The 18,488-nt window shown below is 57.2% G+C and carries 14 protein-coding genes and 1 pseudogene; 7 read left to right on the top strand and 8 right to left on the bottom strand.

The annotated features are described in order from the left end of the window. Positions 1 to 24 precede the first annotated feature (24 nt). On the bottom strand, positions 25 to 1,521 hold the full coding sequence (gene xdhA, locus AC3CHX_RS28805) for a xanthine dehydrogenase small subunit (RefSeq protein ID WP_488644960.1): 1,497 nt from the start codon (positions 1,519 to 1,521) through the stop codon (positions 25 to 27). 363 nt (positions 1,522 to 1,884) lie between these two features. On the opposite strand from xdhA, the gene AC3CHX_RS28810 reads away from it, so the two are divergent. Beyond that, a complete protein-coding gene (locus AC3CHX_RS28810) occupies positions 1,885 to 3,186 on the top strand; it encodes an NCS2 family permease (protein ID WP_488631355.1) in 1,302 nt (433 codons plus the stop codon). A 39-nt stretch (positions 3,187 to 3,225) separates the two neighbouring features. Here the strand turns inward: AC3CHX_RS28810 and AC3CHX_RS28815 are convergent, their stop codons facing one another. Next, positions 3,226 to 4,443 (bottom strand): RNA-guided endonuclease InsQ/TnpB family protein, encoded by a 1,218-nt coding sequence (locus tag AC3CHX_RS28815; protein WP_488631356.1) that lies wholly within the window; start codon positions 4,441 to 4,443, stop codon positions 3,226 to 3,228. Between the two features lie 21 nt (positions 4,444 to 4,464). Between AC3CHX_RS28815 and tnpA the strand changes: the two are divergent. Further along, positions 4,465 to 4,892 (top strand): annotated as a pseudogene (tnpA, locus tag AC3CHX_RS28820) (IS200/IS605 family transposase). Between the two features lie 107 nt (positions 4,893 to 4,999). Here tnpA and AC3CHX_RS28825 read toward each other — a convergent pair. Further along, positions 5,000 to 5,683 (bottom strand): Crp/Fnr family transcriptional regulator, encoded by a 684-nt coding sequence (locus AC3CHX_RS28825; protein ID WP_488631357.1) that lies wholly within the window; start codon positions 5,681 to 5,683, stop codon positions 5,000 to 5,002. Between the two features lie 169 nt (positions 5,684 to 5,852). Between AC3CHX_RS28825 and AC3CHX_RS28830 the strand changes: the two genes are divergently transcribed. Further along, positions 5,853 to 7,490: an acyl-CoA synthetase gene (locus AC3CHX_RS28830; RefSeq protein WP_488631358.1), complete on the top strand. Its 1,638-nt coding sequence runs from the start codon at positions 5,853 to 5,855 to the stop codon at positions 7,488 to 7,490. Positions 7,491 to 7,551: 61 nt separating this feature from the next. On the opposite strand, the gene metH is transcribed toward AC3CHX_RS28830, so the two are convergent. The 3 genes from metH to rocD form a co-directional block, all read right to left on the bottom strand. After that, entirely contained in the window at positions 7,552 to 11,310 is a 3,759-nt protein-coding gene (metH, locus tag AC3CHX_RS28835) for a methionine synthase (RefSeq protein ID WP_488631359.1), read from the bottom strand. A 217-nt stretch (positions 11,311 to 11,527) separates the two neighbouring features. Then, a complete protein-coding gene (locus tag AC3CHX_RS28840) occupies positions 11,528 to 12,385 on the bottom strand; it encodes a dimethylarginine dimethylaminohydrolase family protein (RefSeq protein ID WP_488631360.1) in 858 nt (285 codons plus the stop codon). A 35-nt stretch (positions 12,386 to 12,420) separates the two neighbouring features. Beyond that, positions 12,421 to 13,656 (bottom strand): ornithine--oxo-acid transaminase, encoded by a 1,236-nt coding sequence (rocD, locus tag AC3CHX_RS28845; RefSeq protein WP_488631361.1) that lies wholly within the window; start codon positions 13,654 to 13,656, stop codon positions 12,421 to 12,423. A 129-nt stretch (positions 13,657 to 13,785) separates the two neighbouring features. Between rocD and AC3CHX_RS28850 the strand changes: the two genes are divergently transcribed. From AC3CHX_RS28850 to AC3CHX_RS28860, 3 genes are all read left to right on the top strand, one after another. Beyond that, on the top strand, positions 13,786 to 14,253 hold the full coding sequence (locus AC3CHX_RS28850; protein ID WP_488631362.1) for an Lrp/AsnC family transcriptional regulator: 468 nt from the start codon (positions 13,786 to 13,788) through the stop codon (positions 14,251 to 14,253). 109 nt (positions 14,254 to 14,362) lie between these two features. Then, complete coding sequence (locus AC3CHX_RS28855) at positions 14,363 to 15,001, top strand: cysteine hydrolase family protein (RefSeq protein ID WP_488631363.1); 639 nt, start codon at positions 14,363 to 14,365, stop codon at positions 14,999 to 15,001. Positions 15,002 to 15,003: 2 nt separating this feature from the next. Further along, positions 15,004 to 15,393, top strand: coding sequence for a tautomerase family protein (locus tag AC3CHX_RS28860; protein ID WP_488631364.1), 390 nt, complete (start codon positions 15,004 to 15,006; stop codon positions 15,391 to 15,393). Positions 15,394 to 15,401: 8 nt separating this feature from the next. Here the strand turns inward: AC3CHX_RS28860 and AC3CHX_RS28865 are convergent, their stop codons facing one another. After that, positions 15,402 to 16,304 (bottom strand): LysR family transcriptional regulator, encoded by a 903-nt coding sequence (locus AC3CHX_RS28865; RefSeq protein WP_488631365.1) that lies wholly within the window; start codon positions 16,302 to 16,304, stop codon positions 15,402 to 15,404. Positions 16,305 to 16,387: 83 nt separating this feature from the next. Next, positions 16,388 to 17,401 carry a BMP family ABC transporter substrate-binding protein gene (locus AC3CHX_RS28870; RefSeq protein ID WP_488631366.1) on the bottom strand — a complete coding sequence of 338 codons (1,014 nt, stop codon included), beginning with the start codon at positions 17,399 to 17,401 and terminating at the stop codon, positions 16,388 to 16,390. Positions 17,402 to 17,700: 299 nt separating this feature from the next. On the opposite strand from AC3CHX_RS28870, the gene AC3CHX_RS28875 reads away from it, so the two are divergent. Then, positions 17,701 to 18,468, top strand: coding sequence for a class II glutamine amidotransferase (locus tag AC3CHX_RS28875; protein WP_488631367.1), 768 nt, complete (start codon positions 17,701 to 17,703; stop codon positions 18,466 to 18,468). The last annotated feature ends 20 nt before the right edge of the window (positions 18,469 to 18,488 follow it).

Raw genomic sequence — 18,488 nt, forward strand, 5'->3', positions numbered from 1 at the left:
CTCTTCCTTAATTCCGGATGGCGCTCAAGCGCATGCAAAGGCATTTACTTGATCGGTCCGCAGCGGTGTATCGGCACGGGTTTCCAACCAGAAGCGACGTAACAGGTTCTGTGCTGTTTTCATGCGGTAGTTGCTTGACGCACGCATATCGGACAGCGGTGCGAAATCTTCTGCCATCAGCGCCATCGCCGCTTTCAGCGTGGTCTCATTCCACGGCTGGCCCAGCAGAGCCGCTTCGGCCTTGGCGGCGCGCTTCGGCGTTGCTGCCATACCGCCGAAGGCGATGCGGATTGCGCCGATCACCGGACCGTCCATGATCACGGAAAACGCCCCGCATACCGCGGAAATATCCTGATCGAAGCGCTTCGCCAGTTTGTAGGTGCGGAACTGCATGTCGGCGCGCGGTAATGGCACCCGTACGGCTTCGACGAACTCATCCGGCTGCATGTCCTTTTTCATGTAATCCAGGTATAGCGACTCCAGCGGCATCACGCGTTGACCGGCCGGTCCGCGCAGCACCACTTGGGCGTTCAGTGCGATCAGCCATGGCGGCGAATCCCCGATCGGCGAGCCATTCGCGACGTTGCCGCCCAGCGTGCCGGCATTCCGGATCGGCAGCGAGGCGAAGCGTTGCCACATTTCGTCCAGCTCCGGGTAGTGTTTGCTCAATGCACCGTAAGCATCGTTCAATGTCACGCCGGCACCGATTTCAAGTTGGCCGTCTTTCGTGGTGACACTGGCAAGTTCGCTGACCTGACCCAGGAAAATGATGTCGCCCAGATCACGCATCTGCTTGGTAACCCACAGGCCGACGTCGGTCGAACCTGCCAGCATGCGTGCTGCCGGATAGGCGGCGCGGATGGCGGTCAACTGGGCCAGGGTGCGTGGTGCGTAGAAATTCTGGCCGCCGTGACTATAAGTAAACATTTCGTCCCGTTGCAGTCCTTGCAAGGCATGCTGCAAGCTGTCGCGGTCAAAATTTACCACTGGCAATTCGCCCATGCGATGCGCCGCATCAATGATCGGACGATAGCCGGTGCAGCGACACAGGTTGCCGGACAACGCCACATCGATTTCCTTGCGTTGCAATGGCTGCCATGCTGGCGTGACGGAAGTTGCTGCCGCTGACGGCGCATGTTGACAGCCGTCATGTTGCAGATACAAATCCCACAGCGACATCACAAAACCAGGCGTACAAAAACCGCACTGTGAACCATGGCACTCGACCAATGCTTGTTGCACAGGATGCAAGGCACCGTCGTCCTGCTTCAGATCCTCAACTGTAAACAGTGCTTTGCCATCCAGCGTCGGCAGAAACTGAATGCAGGAGTTGACCGATTTCATCTGGACGCCATCGGCACCCATTTCACCGATGACGACCGTACAGGCACCGCAATCGCCTTCTGCGCAACCTTCCTTGGTACCGGTGCAATGCAGATCTTCGCGCAGATGCTGGAGGATGGTACGGGTCGGCGCAGCCTGGTCAACGGTATGTACCTCGCCGCGGTAAAAAAAGCGAATCGGGCTGCTGGCTGAACTGGCTGAACTTGATGCTGCTGTATTAGCGCACGAAGCGGAATTTTGGATGGCAGTAGACACGAAAGTCTCCAATCTGATTTATTTATGGTCGCAGATTAGCAGCCGCACTACTTATTGAGATCCACATACTTATGATGTCCACTATTTGCAGAATGAAATAGCGGTGGTATTTATTGTTTATTTATATGTTAAGTGACAATATTCATCTCATCAGTATGGCGTTAGCACTTGTCTAGCTGTTTGGTTCCCAATACGGTGCATATCATCAAGCGGAAATAGCGGTTATTTGTCAGAACGCAAATATTGTGCCTATCGCCTCTAAATAATAATCAGGGGGAAACAAAAATGGAATTTCTGGAGAAATTTTTCAAGCTAAAAGAAAACGGTACCGATGTGCGTACCGAACTGATCGCCGGTCTGACTACCTTCCTGACGATGGCGTATATCATCTTCGTCAACCCGACTATCCTGGGTGACGCCGGCATGCCGAAGGATTCGGTGTTCGTCGCGACCTGTATCGCGGCCGCCCTCGGTACCCTGATCATGGCCTGCTATGCCAATTATCCGATTGCGCTGGCGCCCGGCATGGGCCTCAACGCTTACTTTGCCTACACGGTGGTCAAGGGCATGGGCGTACCTTGGGAGGTGGCGCTGGGCGCAGTCTTTATATCCGGCTGCCTGTTCCTGATCATCAGTCTGGTCGGGGTGCGGGAGATCATCGTCAAAGGCATTCCGGCCAGCATACGGATTGCCATCACCGCCGGTATCGGCTTATTTCTCGGACTGATTTCACTCAAGACCGCCGGTATCGTGGTGGCTAACCCGGCGACCTTTATCTCGATGGGGGATCTGCATAAAATCCCGGCGATTCTGGCAATCGTCGGCTTTCTGATGATCGTGGTGCTGGACCGGTTCAAGGTCAAGGGCGCGATCCTGATCGGTATCGTGACGATTACGATACTCAGCTTCTTTATCGGCGGGAACAAGTTCATGGGAGTATTTTCCTTGCCGCCGTCAATCTCGCCAACCCTGTTCAAACTCGACATCATGGGCGCGCTATCGATGGGGGCGCTGAACATCGTACTGGTGTTTTTCCTGGTTGAACTATTCGACGCAACCGGCACCATGATCGGCGTTGCTACGCGTGCCGGTCTGGTCAAGAACGGCAAGATGGAGCGCTTGAACAGAGCCTTGCTGGCCGACAGTGCGGCGATTGTTGCAGGTACTTTTCTCGGTACGTCGAGTACCACCGCCTACATCGAAAGCGCGGCCGGCGTACAGGCGGGCGGCCGTACCGGACTGACGGCACTGGCGGTTGCCGTACTGTTCCTGGCCAGCTTGCTGATTGCCCCGCTGGCGGGTGCGGTGCCGGGCTATGCGACGGCGCCGGCACTGTTTTATGTTGCCTGTCTGATGCTGCGTGAAGTCACGCATCTGGATTGGGATGACAGCACCGAAAGTGTGCCGGCAGTGATCACGGTACTGATGATGCCGTTCACCTATTCGATCGCCAACGGGATTGCCTTCGGTTTTATCTCCTATGCGGCACTGAAGCTGTTCACCGGGCGTTTCAAGGAAGTCAAAATGGTCGTGTGGATTATTGCTGCGGTATTCTTGTTCAGGTTCATTCACCTGGGCTCCGATTGACATCCTCGCCGCCCCGAAGGACGGAGACTCCTACGGCGCTCAAGCAAAAGCTGCTTGAGTCGCTTCGATGGGTTCCTGCTTCGCAGAGCGGCCTGACTGCGCCGGGTCTCCACAGGCTAACAAGCGGTATCCCCGCTCTAAAACATTCACCGCGCCGACGACATCGGCGTGATTTTCATATCCGCAATCGACGCACACAAATTTCGCCTGTGTTTGCCGGTTGTCTTTCGCTACGTACGCGCAGCATGGGCAAGTGCGGCTGGTGTTGTGGGGTGGCACGGCAAGCAGCGTACCGCCGTTCCACGACACCTTATAGTCCAGTTGCCGTCTGAACTCGCCCCAGCCTTGATCCAGGATGGCGCGGTTCAGGCCGGACTTTTGTTTCACCCTCTTGCCGTGCTGTTCGCTATTGCCTTTCGATGACCTGGACATGTTCCGTACCTGCAAATCCTCAATGCATACGAGCGCGTGGTTTTGGCTGATCGTTGTTGTGGCTTTGTGCAGGAAGTCTTTGCGGGCGTTAGCGATGCCGGTGTGAATCTGCTGGACTTTGGCTTTCGCCTTGTTCCAGTTATTGCTGAATTTAACCTTGCGGCGCATGCGGCGCTGGTAACGCGCCAGCCGCTGCTGATGCTTCTTGAAGCTGTTGAGCGGCGCAATGTAACTCGCATCGCTCAGTGTGGCGAAACGGGCAATGCCAACATCGATACCGATCGCGATAGTCGCTGTTGGCAGTGGCTGCGCCACCTCCCGTTGCGTCTGTATCGACGCAAACCACTTGCCACCCGATTGACTCACTGTGACATTGCGTAACTCGCCCAACACGTCCCGGCTGTTGCGATAACGCAGCCAGCCGAGTTTCGGTAGAAAGAGGCGGTTATTGTCCTGATCGAGCTTGATCTGTTTTGGGTCGGGGTAGCGGAAGCTGTCCCCGCTGCCTTTTCGCTTAAAGCGCGGAAAGCCGGTACGCTTGGCGAAGAAGTTCTTATAGGCTTTTTCCAAGTCCTTCAAGGCATGCTGCAATGACTGTGAAGGCGCGCCCTTGAGCCATTCTTGATCGGCCTCGCGCTTCCAAACGGGTAGCTTTGCCGCCATCGCCACATAGCCGATGAATTTGTTCCCGGCCGCGTGATTTTCCTTTTGCAGCACCAGCGCTTTGTTGAATACGAAGCGACACGACCCGGCGAAGCGGCGCATCGCGCGCTGCTGTTCGCCGTCTGGCATGAGTTCGTACTTGAAGGCTTGGAGACGTTCCATGGAGAAATTATAGTTTTGCGTATGAGCAATGACAACGCTCTTCTCCATGGAAGGTAAGTGTTTTCCTTATGCATATGCATATGCATGTGCATTTGGTCTTTGTGACGAAATACCGCCCTGAAGTCTTCACGAAAGAGATGCTGGATGACCTGCGCCCGATGTTTGCCAGCGTCTGCACGGACTTTGAGGCAGAACTGGTGGAGTTCGACGGCGAAGAGGATCACGTCCACCTGTTGGTGAACTACCCGCCTGAAGTGGCCGTATTGAAGCTGGTCAACCGCCTGAAGGGAATATCCAGCCTGCTTGTCAGGAAGAAAAACTATCCAGGCATCAAGAAGAAGCTATGGGGCGGCGCTTTGTGGTCGCCCAGCTATTTCGCCGGTAGCTGCGGTGGTGCACCTCTTGCAGTGATCTGCAACTACATCGAACAGCAGCAAACGCCGCACTAAAGTCAACAGCAAGGACGGTTACGCCGTCCGTGCTATCCATCGCCGCCCTGAGCGACGAGGTTTTTCGTGCACCCCGAATAAAACGCAGTTGCACAGGTGGCGCTTCATCACAATTCCGCCAGACCGAAGCGCCGCAATCCTTCCAGATCCACCACGCGTATCGATTGATATGAGGTCGTCACCAGATGCAGTTCGGTGAGCTGCTTCAAGGCCTGATTCACCCGTTGACGGGACAGGCCGGTCAGCAAGCCGATTTCTTCCTGAGAAAACTCAAGTACCGCCATCGTCCGAGGGTACAGCACCGGATGAAACAATTGCGCAAGCGCTTGCGCCACCTGCGCATCGGTGCTCAGCAGGCGGCTATTTTGCACGCTGGCGATGAACTCGCCCATGCGTTCGTTGAGTTGACGAATCACGAAGGCGGAGAACGGCAGGCTTTCGGCCAATAAGGTGTGAAAAGTCTGTTCCGGGATCAGCATGATGTCGGCGTCGCGCACCGCAATCACATCGTATTTGCGCAATTCCCGTTTGATCACACTGCCTTCACCGGCCCAGCCGCCGGCCGGCACCCCGGAAAAGGTACAGCTGCGGCCATCCAGACTGTAAATGGCAAGCTTGATCAGGCCGCTGTGCACGCCTATCCAATAGCGGGAAAGCTCACCACGCCGCGCCACAAATGCACCGGAAGCAAAGTTCTGCACAACGACGGTTTTTGCGACCAGAGCCTGATGCGCTGAAGCAAGCGCCGGAAACCATGCATGCATGGAAAGTTTATCAACGATGTTCAACATGGCGACTGCGATTGAAGTGTCAGAAACATAAGTTTTCTATCCGGTAGGGCCATACGATCAACCTGTCATCTGAATGACAAACAAAATAGCCGGCAAGTGATAGCCTGAATGCGTACACAATAATAAAGCCCCCATCGCGGTAACGGTGATATTCCATCAGGAGACAAACATGGCAGTTGATTACGACTCTGGCCTCGGTAAAAATACGGCCAATTTTGTAGCGCTTACCCCCATCGATTTCATCGCCCGCGCCGCCGAAGTGTACGGCGACCGGCTGGCGATCGTCCATGGGCCGCTTCGACAAAACTGGCGCCAGACCTATCAGCGCACCAGAAAACTCGCCAGCGCCTTGGTTAAATTAGGCGTCAACAAAGGCGATACCGTCGCCGTCATGTTGCCGAATACACCGGCGATGGTCGAAGTCCATTTCGGCGTGCCGATGGCTGGCGCGGTGCTGAATGCCTTGAACATCCGGCTCGACTTGTCTTCGCTGGCGTTCATGCTGCGGCACGGCGAAGCCAAAGTGCTGGTGGCGGACTCTGAGTTCGCTGAGCTGGCGGCGCAACTTGCGCAACTGATTCCCGACCTGTATGTCATTGCCGTGCATGACTTGCTTGGCCCCGAAGATGCGCACCCGTTTGGGGACATCGATTACGAAGCGTTGCTGGCGACCGGCGATGCCGATTTCGCCTGGCAGCCGCCCGCCGACGAGTGGGATGCCATCGCGCTGAACTATACCTCCGGCACCACCGGCGATCCGAAAGGCGTGGTGTACCACCATCGCGGCGCGGCGTTGAATGCGGTATCGAATATTCTCGAATGGGACTTGCCGAAACACCCGGTGTATCTGTGGACCCTGCCGATGTTTCACTGCAATGGCTGGTGTTTTCCGTGGACCATTGCCGCCCGTGCCGGCGTCAATGTGTGTTTGCGCAAGTTTGAGCCGAAGCTGGTGTTTGACCTGATCAAAACAGAAAAGATAACCCACTATTGCGCGGCCCCGATTGTGCATGCGGCACTGGCCAATGCGCCGAGCGCCTGGCGTGACGGCATACAAGGCGTGGTGCGTGGCATGGTCGCGGGTGCGCCGCCGCCGGCCTCGGTACTGGCCAAGATGGAAGAGATGGGCTTCGATCTGGTCCATGTCTATGGCTTGACCGAGGTGTATGGTCCGGCAGCAGTCTGTGCCGAACAAAGCGGCTGGAGCGATCTGAGCGTGCATGAGCGTGCCGGCATGAAGTCGCATCAGGGCGTGCGCTATCACCTGCAATCTGCGGTCGCAGTGTTGAACCCGGCATCGCTGCAGCCGGTCGCCGCCGATGGCATCGAAATCGGTGAGATCATGTTCCGCGGGAATATCTGCATGAAGGGCTATCTGAAAAACGAAAAAGCCACGCAAGCGGCCTTTGAAGGCGGCTGGTTTCACACCGGCGATCTGGGCGTGTGTACGGCGAACGGCTACATCAAGATCAAGGACCGGAGCAAGGACATCATCATTTCCGGCGGGGAAAATATTTCCAGTGTCGAAGTGGAAGAAGCGCTGTATCAACACCCCGACGTGCTGGTCGCCGCCGTGGTGGCGCAGCCGGATGAAAAATGGGGTGAGACCCCGTGTGCTTTTGTTGAACTGAAAGAGGGTGCGACGGTGAGTGCGGAGGAATTGATCGCTTTTTGCAAAACTATTCTGGCAGGATTCAAGGTGCCTAAAGCCGTCTACTTTGGTCCTGTGCCGAAAACATCCACCGGCAAAATTCAGAAATTCGAATTACGCAAACGGATGCATTCAAACGCCGCGATTGACGTGTAAATACGCCAGGGCTTCAGACCAGATTGACACACTCTGAAGCCCTCGCGCTATGGCAGCGCTGTTACAGGTTCGGCGCCAGCCAGCGTTCGACTTGTTCCTTCGGCACAGCGCGTCGCTGCGCCATGTCATTGACCTGATCATCGGCGATCTTACCGACCACAAAATACTTTGATTCCGGATGGGCCAGATAGAAGCCGGATACCGCTGCGCCCGGGAACATCGCGTACGACTCGGTGACCTGCATGCCGATTTCGTCGCATTGCAAGACCTTGAACATGTCGGCCTTGACGGTATGTTCCGGGCAGGCCGGATAGCCGGGCGCCGGGCGGATACCGCTGTAGCCTTCCTTGATCAGCGCTTCGTTCGACAAATCCTCGTCGGGAACGTAACCCCACAAATCCTTACGCACCCGTTCGTGCAGATATTCGGCAAACGCTTCGGCCAGGCGATCGGCCAGCGACTTCAGCATGATCGACGAATAATCGTCATGCGCATCCTCGAAACGCTTCTCGTATTTCTCGATGCCGATCCCGGCAGTGACGGCAAACAGGCCGATGTAATCGGCGATCCCGGATGATTTCGGTGCGATGAAATCGGCCAGGCATTGATTCGGCCGGGCGATGCCGTCGATGACGGGTTTGACGGTTTGCTGGCGCACACCGTAGTAGGTGAAGGCGACCTGCGTACGGGTGTCGTCGGTGTAGATTTCGATGTCGTCGTCGTTGACGGTATTCGCCGGCAGCAGCGCGATGACGCCATTCGCCGTCAGCCAGCGGCCGTCGATGACTCGCTTCAGCAAGGCCTGACCTTCTTCAAAGACTTTGCTGGCGGTTTCACCGACGACTTCATCCGTCAGGATAGCCGGATACGGTCCCGCCAGATCCCAGGTCTGGAAGAACGGGCCCCAGTCGATATAGCGTGCGAGGGCACCCAGGTCGACATTCTTGAAGACGCGACGACCGATGAATTTGGGCTTTACCGGCGCGAAGTCGAGCTTGGTGCGATTCGCGCGCGCGTCTGCCAGCGTCAGCATCGGCACCGCTTTTTTATTCGCATGCTGGACCCGGATGCGTTCGTAGTCGACGGCGATTTCGTCGATGTACTGATCGCGCTGTTCCGGCGTCAGCAGCGATTGCGCGACCGACACCGAACGCGATGCATCCGGCACGTAGACGACCGGGCCTTCGTAATTCGGGGCAATCTTGACTGCGGTGTGGGCGCGGCTGGTGGTCGCGCCGCCGATCAGCAGCGGCATTTTGACGCTGCGGAAATAGGGGTCGCGTTGCATTTCCTTGGCGACGTGGGCCATCTCTTCCAGCGACGGCGTGATCAGGCCGCTGAGACCGATGATGTCGGCGTTCTCGGCTTTTGCCATCGCCAGGATTTCGGAACACGGCACCATCACGCCCATGTTGACGACTTCGAAGTTATTGCATTGCAGCACCACCGAGACGATGTTTTTGCCGATGTCGTGGACGTCGCCCTTGACGGTGGCGATGACGATTTTTCCCTTGGGTTTGGCGGCGATACCGGTGCGCTCTTCGTCGAGCCGCTTTTCTTCTTCGATGAACGGAATCAGATGTGCAACGGCCTGTTTCATCACGCGTGCCGATTTCACCACTTGCGGCAGGAACATCTTCCCCTGGCCGAACAGGTCGCCGACCACGTTCATGCCATCCATCAACGGTCCTTCGATGACGTGGATCGGGCGACCGCCATTGCCCAGCAATTCCTGACGCGCTTCTTCGGTATCTTCGACGATCCATTGCGTGATGCCCTGCACCAGCGCATGCGACAAACGCTGTTGCACGGTACCGTTGCGCCATTCCAGCGTTTCTTCTTCCTTCTTCGCGCCGGCCTTCAGGGTTGATGCGATCTCGATCATGCGTTCGGTCGCATCTTCGCGCCGGTTCAGCACGACGTCTTCGACCCGCTCGCGCAACTCGGCGGGCAGGCTGTCGTACACGCCGACCATGCCGGCGTTGACGATGCCCATGGTCATGCCGGCCTTGATCGCGTGATACAGGAACACGGTATGGATCGCTTCGCGGGCAGGATCGTTGCCGCGGAAGCTAAAGCTGACGTTGGAAACGCCGCCGCTGATCTTGGCATACGGCAGGTGTTGATGGATCCAGCGGGTGGCGTTGATGAAATCTACCGCGTAGTTGTTGTGCTCTTCGATACCGGTCGCAATTGCAAAAATGTTCGGATCGAAAATGATGTCTTCCGGCGGGAAACCGACTTGCCCGACCAGGATGTCGTAAGCGCGTTTGCAAATCTCGATCTTGCGTTCATAGGTATCGGCCTGGCCTTTTTCATCGAAGGCCATGACGATCACTGCCGCGCCGTAGCGCCGGCACAAGGTGGCCTGACGCACAAACTCCGGCTCGCCTTCCTTCATCGAAATCGAATTGACGATGGCTTTCCCTTGCACGCATTTCAGGCCAGCCTCGATCACCGACCACTTCGACGAGTCGATCATCAGAGGCACGCGTGCGATGTCGGGTTCGGAGGCGATCAGGTTCAGGAAGCGGGTCATCGCCGCCTGTGAATCCAGCATCGCTTCATCCATATTGATGTCGATGATCTGGGCGCCGTTTTCGACCTGCTGGCGGGCGACCGTCAGCGCTTCGTCGTATTGCTCGTTCAGAATCAGGCGGGCAAAAGCTTTCGAGCCGGTGACGTTGGTACGTTCGCCGACGTTGACGAACAGCGAGCTGGCGTCGATGGTGAACGGTTCCAGGCCGGACAGGCGCATTTCATGGGTGGTTTCCGGGACCGCGCGCGGCGCAATGTTGGCGACGGTGTCGGCAATCGCTTGAATGTGCTGTGGCGTGGTTCCGCAGCAACCGCCGGCGATGTTGACGAAGCCGCTGTCGGCGAAATCTTTCAGCAGCGATGAAGTGACATCCGGGGTCTCGTCGAAACCGGTATCGCTCATCGGATTGGGCAAACCGGCATTCGGATAAATGCAGACAAAGGTGTCGGCGATCTTGGCCAGTTCTTCGGCATACGGCCGCATCAATGCAGCGCCCAGTGCGCAGTTGAGGCCAACCGTCAGCGGCTTGGCGTGGCGGACCGAATTCCAGAAAGCGGGCACGGTTTGACCCGACAGAATACGACCCGACGCATCGGTGACGGTGCCGGAAATCATGATCGGCAAACGCAGGCCGGATTCTTCGAAGAAGGTATCGATCGCAAACAATGCGGCTTTACAGTTGAGCGTGTCGAAAATGGTTTCGACCAGCAGCACATCGGCACCGCCTTCGACCAGCGCGCGGGTTTGTTCCAGATACGCCGTCGCCAGTTGATCGAAGGTAACATTACGCGCGGCCGGGTCGTTGACGTCGGGCGAGATCGATGCCGTTTTCGGCGTCGGGCCAAGCGCGCCGGCGACGAAGCGCGGCTTGTCCGGCGTCGAATATTTATCGCAGGCTGCCCGCGCCAGGCGCGCGGATGCGACGTTCATCTCATACGCCAGATGCGCCATGTGGTAGTCGTCTTGCGCAACGGTAGTGGCGCCGAAGGTATTGGTTTCGATCAGATCGGCACCGGCGGCCAGATACTGTTCATGGACTTCGCTGATGATGTGCGGTTGCGTCAGCGACAGTAATTCGTTGTTGCCCTTGACGAAGAGTTCGCGTCCCGGACCCTGGAAGGCGACGAAACGACCATTCGGGCCGCCGCGATAATCTTCTTCCGTCAGCTTGTATTGCTGGATCATGGTGCCCATCGCGCCATCCAGAATCAGGATGCGTTGCGCTAGCAACTCGCGCAGGCGGGTTTCGGTGGAAGAGGTGGCGGTGGCGTTGGGCTTCATGGGCTTACTCTAGTCTGTATGCTGAAATTAGCTGATCTTGACCCGCTATCAAAAATGCAAAAAACCCGGTCGCAGGAAGCGCCGGGTCGAGCATGCGGTGGATGGCGGAAATTATACGTTAAATCAAGGGGTTATGTATTTTGAAACAGTACTTTGGGAGCAGCGTCCATTTCTTTGTTTCGCAAAGGAAAGTAAGTAACGGACGGCAACCTTCCAATTACACCGCTGCCGCTTTCTCAAGCACCGGTTCATTCAGTTTCAGGGTCAGGCATTTGGCGGCGCCGCCGGCTTTCAGAAATTCGGTGAGTGGCGTTTGATGTACCGTGTAACCATGCGCGGCGAGCATTGCCGTCAATGCTTCCGAACCGCGGTTCAGGAAAATGTGGGCGCCGCTGTTGACGGTGTTGCAGGCAAAATCCAGCGCATCGGCAGTGCCGACGATCAAACGGCGATGGGCCGGGATGCGTGCTTCAATCGCCGCTTGCGATGCGGCGTCGAAAGCGTCCGGGAAATACAGCGTGTGGCCGCCATCGAGCGGGCAGAAGCAGGTGTCGAGATGGTAAAAACGCGGATCGACCAGGCGCAGCGGTTGTACTTCGATATCCAGCATGCGCGCCAGGGGTTCGGCGCAAGCCAGGTCGGAACGATGGCCATGGCCAAACCATAGCAAGTCGTCGTGACGATCCAGCAGTGCATCGCCGGCGCCTTCAAATGGCAATTCCGGTGGGGTTTTCAATACGTCGAAACCATGCGCGGCGAACCAGTTTTCAAAATGGATTTCTTCGGCCTGCCGTTCAACATGGCGGAATCTGGAGAGCACCACTTTTTTCCCGCGCACGACGCCGCCGTTGGCGGTAAATACCAGATCGGGCACGCCCGCCTTCGCCTGCATGCGCAGGATATTTGCCACGGCTGAAATTTTGGCGACCAGTGCATCCCATTGTTGTTGCGCGACGCTGCGGTTGCCGAGTGCGACATTGCCATCCATCCATGGATTGATGACATACGACACTTCGAAATGATCCGGCGCGCACATCAGGAAAGTGGCTTTTGCCGAGGTTGACGTTTTGATCAAGGCGGTATCCCCCATGTGATCGTGCGCGTGCCGGGTCATGCGTAGCTGGTTTCCGCCGCTGCGGTGGCGATCGGCAGCGCGGCGAACGCCTGGTTAATGATGTTCAGTCCGGTTTCTATTTCGCCGGCGCTAATGGTCAGCGGCGGTGCGAAGCGCACCACGGTGTCGTGTGTGTCCTTGGACAGGACGCCGAACTCTAGCAGCAGTTCGCAAAATTTGCGGGCGGAGATAATTGCCGGGTCCAGTTCGACCCCGATCAGTAAGCCTTTGCCGCGCACCGCGCGTATCGCCGGATGCTGAATGGCGCGTAGCCCGCTTTGCAAGCGATGTCCCATGCGCTCCGCGGCGTCGGCTAAACGATCGTCGCGCAGCAGCAACAGCGCGGCATAACCGACTGCAGCGGCGAGCGGATTGCCGCCGAAAGTGCTGCCGTGGTCGCCGGGTGTAAACACCGCCATGACGTCTTCGCGGGCCAAAAATGCCGAGACCGGCAACAGGCCGCCGCCGAGTGCCTTGCCGAGGATCAAGCCATCGGGTTTGACATTCTCGTGGTCGCAGGCCAGCAGCTTGCCGGTACGGCCCAGGCCGGTTTGTACTTCGTCGCAAATGAGCAGGACGTTATGCCGCGTGCAAATTTCGCGGCACGCTGCCAGGTAGCCGTCGGGTGGCACGATGATGCCGCCTTCGCCCTGGATTGGTTCAACCAGAAAAGCCGCCGTGCGAGGCGTGATCGCCGCTTCCAGCGCTGCCGCATCGCCGAACGGTATCGAGACAAAGCCGGGCCCGAACGGGCCGAAGCCGTCACGGTATTGCGCTTCCGATGAAAAGCCGATGATGGTGGTGGTGCGGCCGGCAAAGTTGCCGTCGCAGACGATAATTTCAGCACTCTGATCGGCGATTCCTTTGACCTTGTGGCCCCATTTACGGGCCGCCTTGATGGCGGTTTCGACGGCTTCCGCACCGCTGTTCATCGGCAAGGCTTTTGCCTGACCGGTCATTTTGCAGAGCAATTCCAAAAATTGGCCGAGCTGATCGGTATAAAACGCCCGCGACGTCACCGCCAGCCGATTCGCCTGGCGGGTGAGCGCCGCCACCAGCGTCGGGTTGCTGTGGCCGAAGCTGACCGCCGAATAGGCCGACATCATGTCGAGGTAGTGTTTGCCGGCCTCATCCACCAGCCAGACGCCGCGGCCGCTACTGAGAACGACGGGCAGCGGTTGATAGTTATGCGCGCAGTAGCGATGTTCCAGTGCGATAGCTTGATTTTTCATGATGTGCTCCGGTCCCTGTTTATGCTTTGCTTATGCTTACATGATAGGCACAAAACATAGAAATATTTCTGCATAATGAAGCATGGATTTCAACTTAAGTGCATGAATCGTGCATAGATGAGGATGAAAATGGAAAAACTCGATCGGTACGACCGGATTTTGCTGCGCACGCTGCAGTCCAAGGGACGGGCATCGAATGTCGAACTGTCGGAGCAGGTTAATCTGTCGGCGCCACAGTGCTATCGGCGCGTGCAGCGGCTCGAAACCGAAGGTGTTATTCGTGGCTATGCGGCGCAGGTGGAACCGGCGGCGATTGGTCTCGGCGTCACGGCCTTCGTCAGCCTGAATATTGCGCGCGAACAATTCACACAGGTTCGCAAGCTGGAAAAGGCGATTCGCGCGTTCCCGGAAATTCTCGAGTGCTACACCATTTCCGGCGATTTCGACTACTTGCTGAAAGTAGTGGCGAGCGATTTGAAGTCGCTGTCGGGGTTTCTGACCGACCGCCTGATGCAGGTGCCGGGGGTGGCAGGTGTCAAATCGATGGTTTGCCTGGAAGAAATCAAACCGCCGAGTCCGTTACCCTTGCCGGATTGACTGTGCTGCATTAGTGCTGAATTCGCACAAATCCTGTGTTGCCGGATGGCTATGTTTCGGGCGCTTGCGTGGCTAAGCTGTGTACTCCAACTCACCAAACGGAGATCGCATGAGCACCCTAGCCAGTAATCTGAGCAACAGCCGCACCATTCGCGCCATCACCGGTGCCGCCGTCAGTACCCGTCTTGATGCCAGGGCGACCGCGCTGATCGCGATCGATTTCCAGAACGAATATTTCATCGGAAGACTGCCGATTCCTGACGGTCTGGCGGCGCTGCGTAATGCAAATCGCCTGATAGCCATGGCTGACCAGCACGGGATGCCGGTGTTTCATATCCAGCAATGGAGTCCTGTTACGCGGCCGCTGTTTACGCAGGACAGCGTGATGGCTGAAATCCATCCGGACTTGCAACGCGCCTCGCACCATGCGGTCATCCGCAAAAATTTCGCCAGCGCTTTTGCCAGCACCGATTTGCAGCAGCAATTGCTGGCACGGGGTATCAAGACGCTGATTATCAGCGGTTTGATGACCAACAATTGCGTGGCTGCTACCGCCTTCGACGGCGCCGCCCACGGCTATCAAAACATCATCGCCAGCGATGCCAGTGCGACCCGTGCCCTCGACGTCTGGGACGGCAGCGTGATCGACCACAAGGATCTGCATCGCGCCGTGCTGACGGGGCTGTCGGATGCTGTTGCCGAAATCCGTACTACCAACGCAATTCTCGAACTCACGATAGAAAGCTGATCATGCCCATCCTTACCGTACTGCTATCCACTGTCCCCGACAGCGCCGTCTCCGCCGAGGTAGCCGGCACCCTGTCCAGTCTGACTGCCGACATCCTGCACAAGAAGCCGGAACTCACCTCCATTGCTATTGCGCATATCGATCCGGCGCACTGGTTCGTCGGCGGTACGAGTCTGCAGATGCAACGCAAGACCAGTTTCTTTCTGGATATTCGTATCACCGACGAAACCAATACCGCTGACGAAAAGGCGTCCTATATCGCGGCGGTGTTCAAGTCGATGGCGAATTTGCTGGGCGACCTGCACCATGAGAGCTATGTGCACGTCCACGATGCGCGGGCGGCGGCATATGGCTATGGCGGTTTGACGCAGCAACAGCGGGCGGTGGCATGACGGCAGCGTCAATCCCAGCGCGGCGTCAGGTACCAGTTGCCGGCAAACTCGACAAAAGCGCGTACTTTCGGCGACAGGTGCCGGTTTTGCGGATACAACACATACAGCTCGCGCGGCTTGAGCGTGAAGGCCGGCAGCACGTGCACCAGATCGCCGCGCCGTAAATCTTCGTGGACGATGAACGACCCGCTGGCAGCGATACCCAACCCGGCCAGCGCCGCCGCGCGCAGAGCGATGCCGGTGTTGGCTTGCAGGTTGCCGCGCACGATGACGGGATGTGGCGTGCCGTCGGCTGCGCTGAAATGGAACTCATTGGGTTTTTGCGCCAGCGAATAGGTCAGGCAATTGTGGCGCACCAGATCGGCGGGCTGCTGCGGGTTGCCATGTTGTTGCAGATAGGCGGGCGAGGCGACCAGCAGCATTTCGCTGACGGCCAGTCGCCTGGCAATCAAGCTTGAATCCGGTAATGCGTGGGTCAGGCGCAAGGCAACGTCAAAGCCTTCTTCAATCAGATCGACAAGGCGGTCATTGCAGACCAGGTCAACCCGCAGTTGTGGATGCGCAATGATGAATTGCGGCAACCATTGCGCCAGTTCCATCGTGCCGAACGCTTGCGGCGCATTGATGCGCAGCAGGCCGGACGGACGCGCCTGATGGGCCGAGACCGCCTGCGCTGCGTCATCCAGTTGATCGAGTATTGGCTTGCAGCGCGCGTAATATTCCTGGCCGGCTTCGGTGAGTGCGAAGCGGCGCGTGGTGCGATTGAGCAGTTGTGCGCCTAGCTGTATTTCGAGTTGACGTACCTGACGTGAAACGATCGTGTGCGATTGATTCAGTTCGGCCGCCGCCGCGGTGAAGCTGCCGGATTCCACCACGCGCCGGAAGGCGCGCATCGCTGCCAGTTGATCCATGATGCCGGGCTCCGCAAATCGTCAAAAAAGCAACGCTATCAGATTCACCCGGCACTTGCTATGGGCGGCTCTTTCAACAGGCCCTAATCCACCTTAAGTTTGCCGCTCATGATGGCGTTACCGGTGTCCCGCAATTTTAGAATCACCGGACGTTGGCGCAGGATGGCACAGTCGGAATACGCGGCATCCAGTCCCAGTCCGGTCAGCGAGACCGCGCCTTCCTTGAGGCCGACATCGAAGCGCGTTGCGTTTGAACCATTGACGATGGCACCGACCGCCAACGCAATGGCGGTATCGGCATGGACTTCAACATTGTCGAGAATCCTGCCCGTCAGTTGCGAGCACTGGTCGATGCCGCTGCCGATGGCCTTGGCTTTCGGCTGGGTCGCCAGCGCTTTGAAGATCCCGGCATTGCCGGCAGCGGCAGCTGCAAAAATCACATCGACGCCATCCGCCAGCATGGTTTTTGCGTGCGCTTCCGCGCGTGCCGGGTCGTTGAACGGTTGCGCGCCATCGACCCATAAGGTGTGGTGGATGGTGACGGTGGGACTGGCAGCGTGAGCGCCGGCAATGAAGGCCTCGGCATTTTTACGCCGCAGCGCGGTGTCGATCGCGCCTATCATGCCGATCCTGGCGTTGCCTGAACTGAGCGCTGCTTCCATGCCGGCCAAATAGCTGGCTTCCGTTTCACGGAAGGAAATGCAGGTCAGGTTTGGCGGCGACTTGTCGAGGCAGTGTTCCAGAATCACAAAGCGGGTTTGCGGCGCGGCACGCGCAGTGCTGTCGAGCAGCTCGCGAAATTCATAACCGATCATCACCACGATTTTGGCGCCTTGCTTGACGGCGTTGTCGAGTTGCTGCTGACGACCGGCCCGCGTCGGCTGACTTTCCAGCGTACTGGCCTGCAGCTGGTAGAGCAGTGCCGCCTGTTTGATGCCGCTGGTGCCCTGTGCCAACAGTGCATCATCATTTTGCGGCACCGGACGCACGTAGATAATCCTGGATGGTTCGGCAGCGCCGGCAGTGGTGAAAATCAGTAGTATGGAGAGCAGCAACCAGCCACAGCGGCGCAGTGGCATATTAGTAAACAGCGACATTGTCTTCCCCTTTTGTTATAAGCGACCGGATGTTGCCGGCACGCAATGGTGGTCCATAGTGGGGCAAAGCGGGGAGGCGAGGTGTTTGTCGCCAGAATAGGAGATATAGTCGCGAACTTATAAGCGCCGCTCGTGTAGGGAGTTCGCGGTTGTGCCTGCGGATTTGACGGGAGCGGCGCAACGCACGATATTTCTTTTCTTTTGACAACCTTCGCGTGGTAACGTTATAAGCCTGTATTTCGCATTATCGATCCTTTGTCAGGCGTATTTTTTTATCCCTATTCTTGATCTGAAAAATCATGTGTCAGCTACTTGGAATGAACTGCAATGTGCCGACCGACATTGTGTTCAGCTTTACCGGATTTGCCACGCGTGGCGGCCAGACCGACCATCATAGCGACGGTTGGGGTATTGCCTTTTTTGAAGGCAGCGGCGTGCGTCATTTCGTGGATTACCAGGCGGCAATCGCGTCGCCGGTGGCGGAGTTGATTCGTCGTTGTCCGATCAAATCGAAAAATGTCATCGCGCATATTCGCAAAGCCACACAGGGCCAGGTGTTGCTTGAAAACTGTCATCCGTTTGTGCGCGAGCTGTGGGGGCACTATTGGGTATTCGCGCATAACGGCGATTTAAAGGAGTTTGCGCCGCGTCTGAATGGGGCGTTTCGGCCAGTCGGCAATACGGATAGTGAATTGGCGTTTTGCTACATTTTGCAGGAGCTGCGTCATCGTTTCGGCGAATCCTTGCCGAATACTGCGGAATTGACGACCGCCTTGCAAGAGCTGACCAGCGAAATCGCCAAACACGGTGTTTTTAATATGCTGCTGTCAGATGGTTCGGCGCTGTTCGCCCATTGCTCGACCAATTTGTATTACATCATTCGTCAGTTTCCGTTTGCCGAAGCCAAGTTGTCGGACGAAGAAGTGACCGTCGATTTTTCACAAGTGACAACGCCCAAAGATCGGGTAGCCGTGATTGTGACTGCGCCGCTGACTACCAACGAAGTGTGGACGCAGTTTGGCAAAGGCGATTTGAAAGTGTTTGTCGAGGGCCTGGTGCAAGTGTAAATATTGGCGGCGGGTGCGCC

Source organism: Glaciimonas sp. OK215, assembly GCF_057787885.1.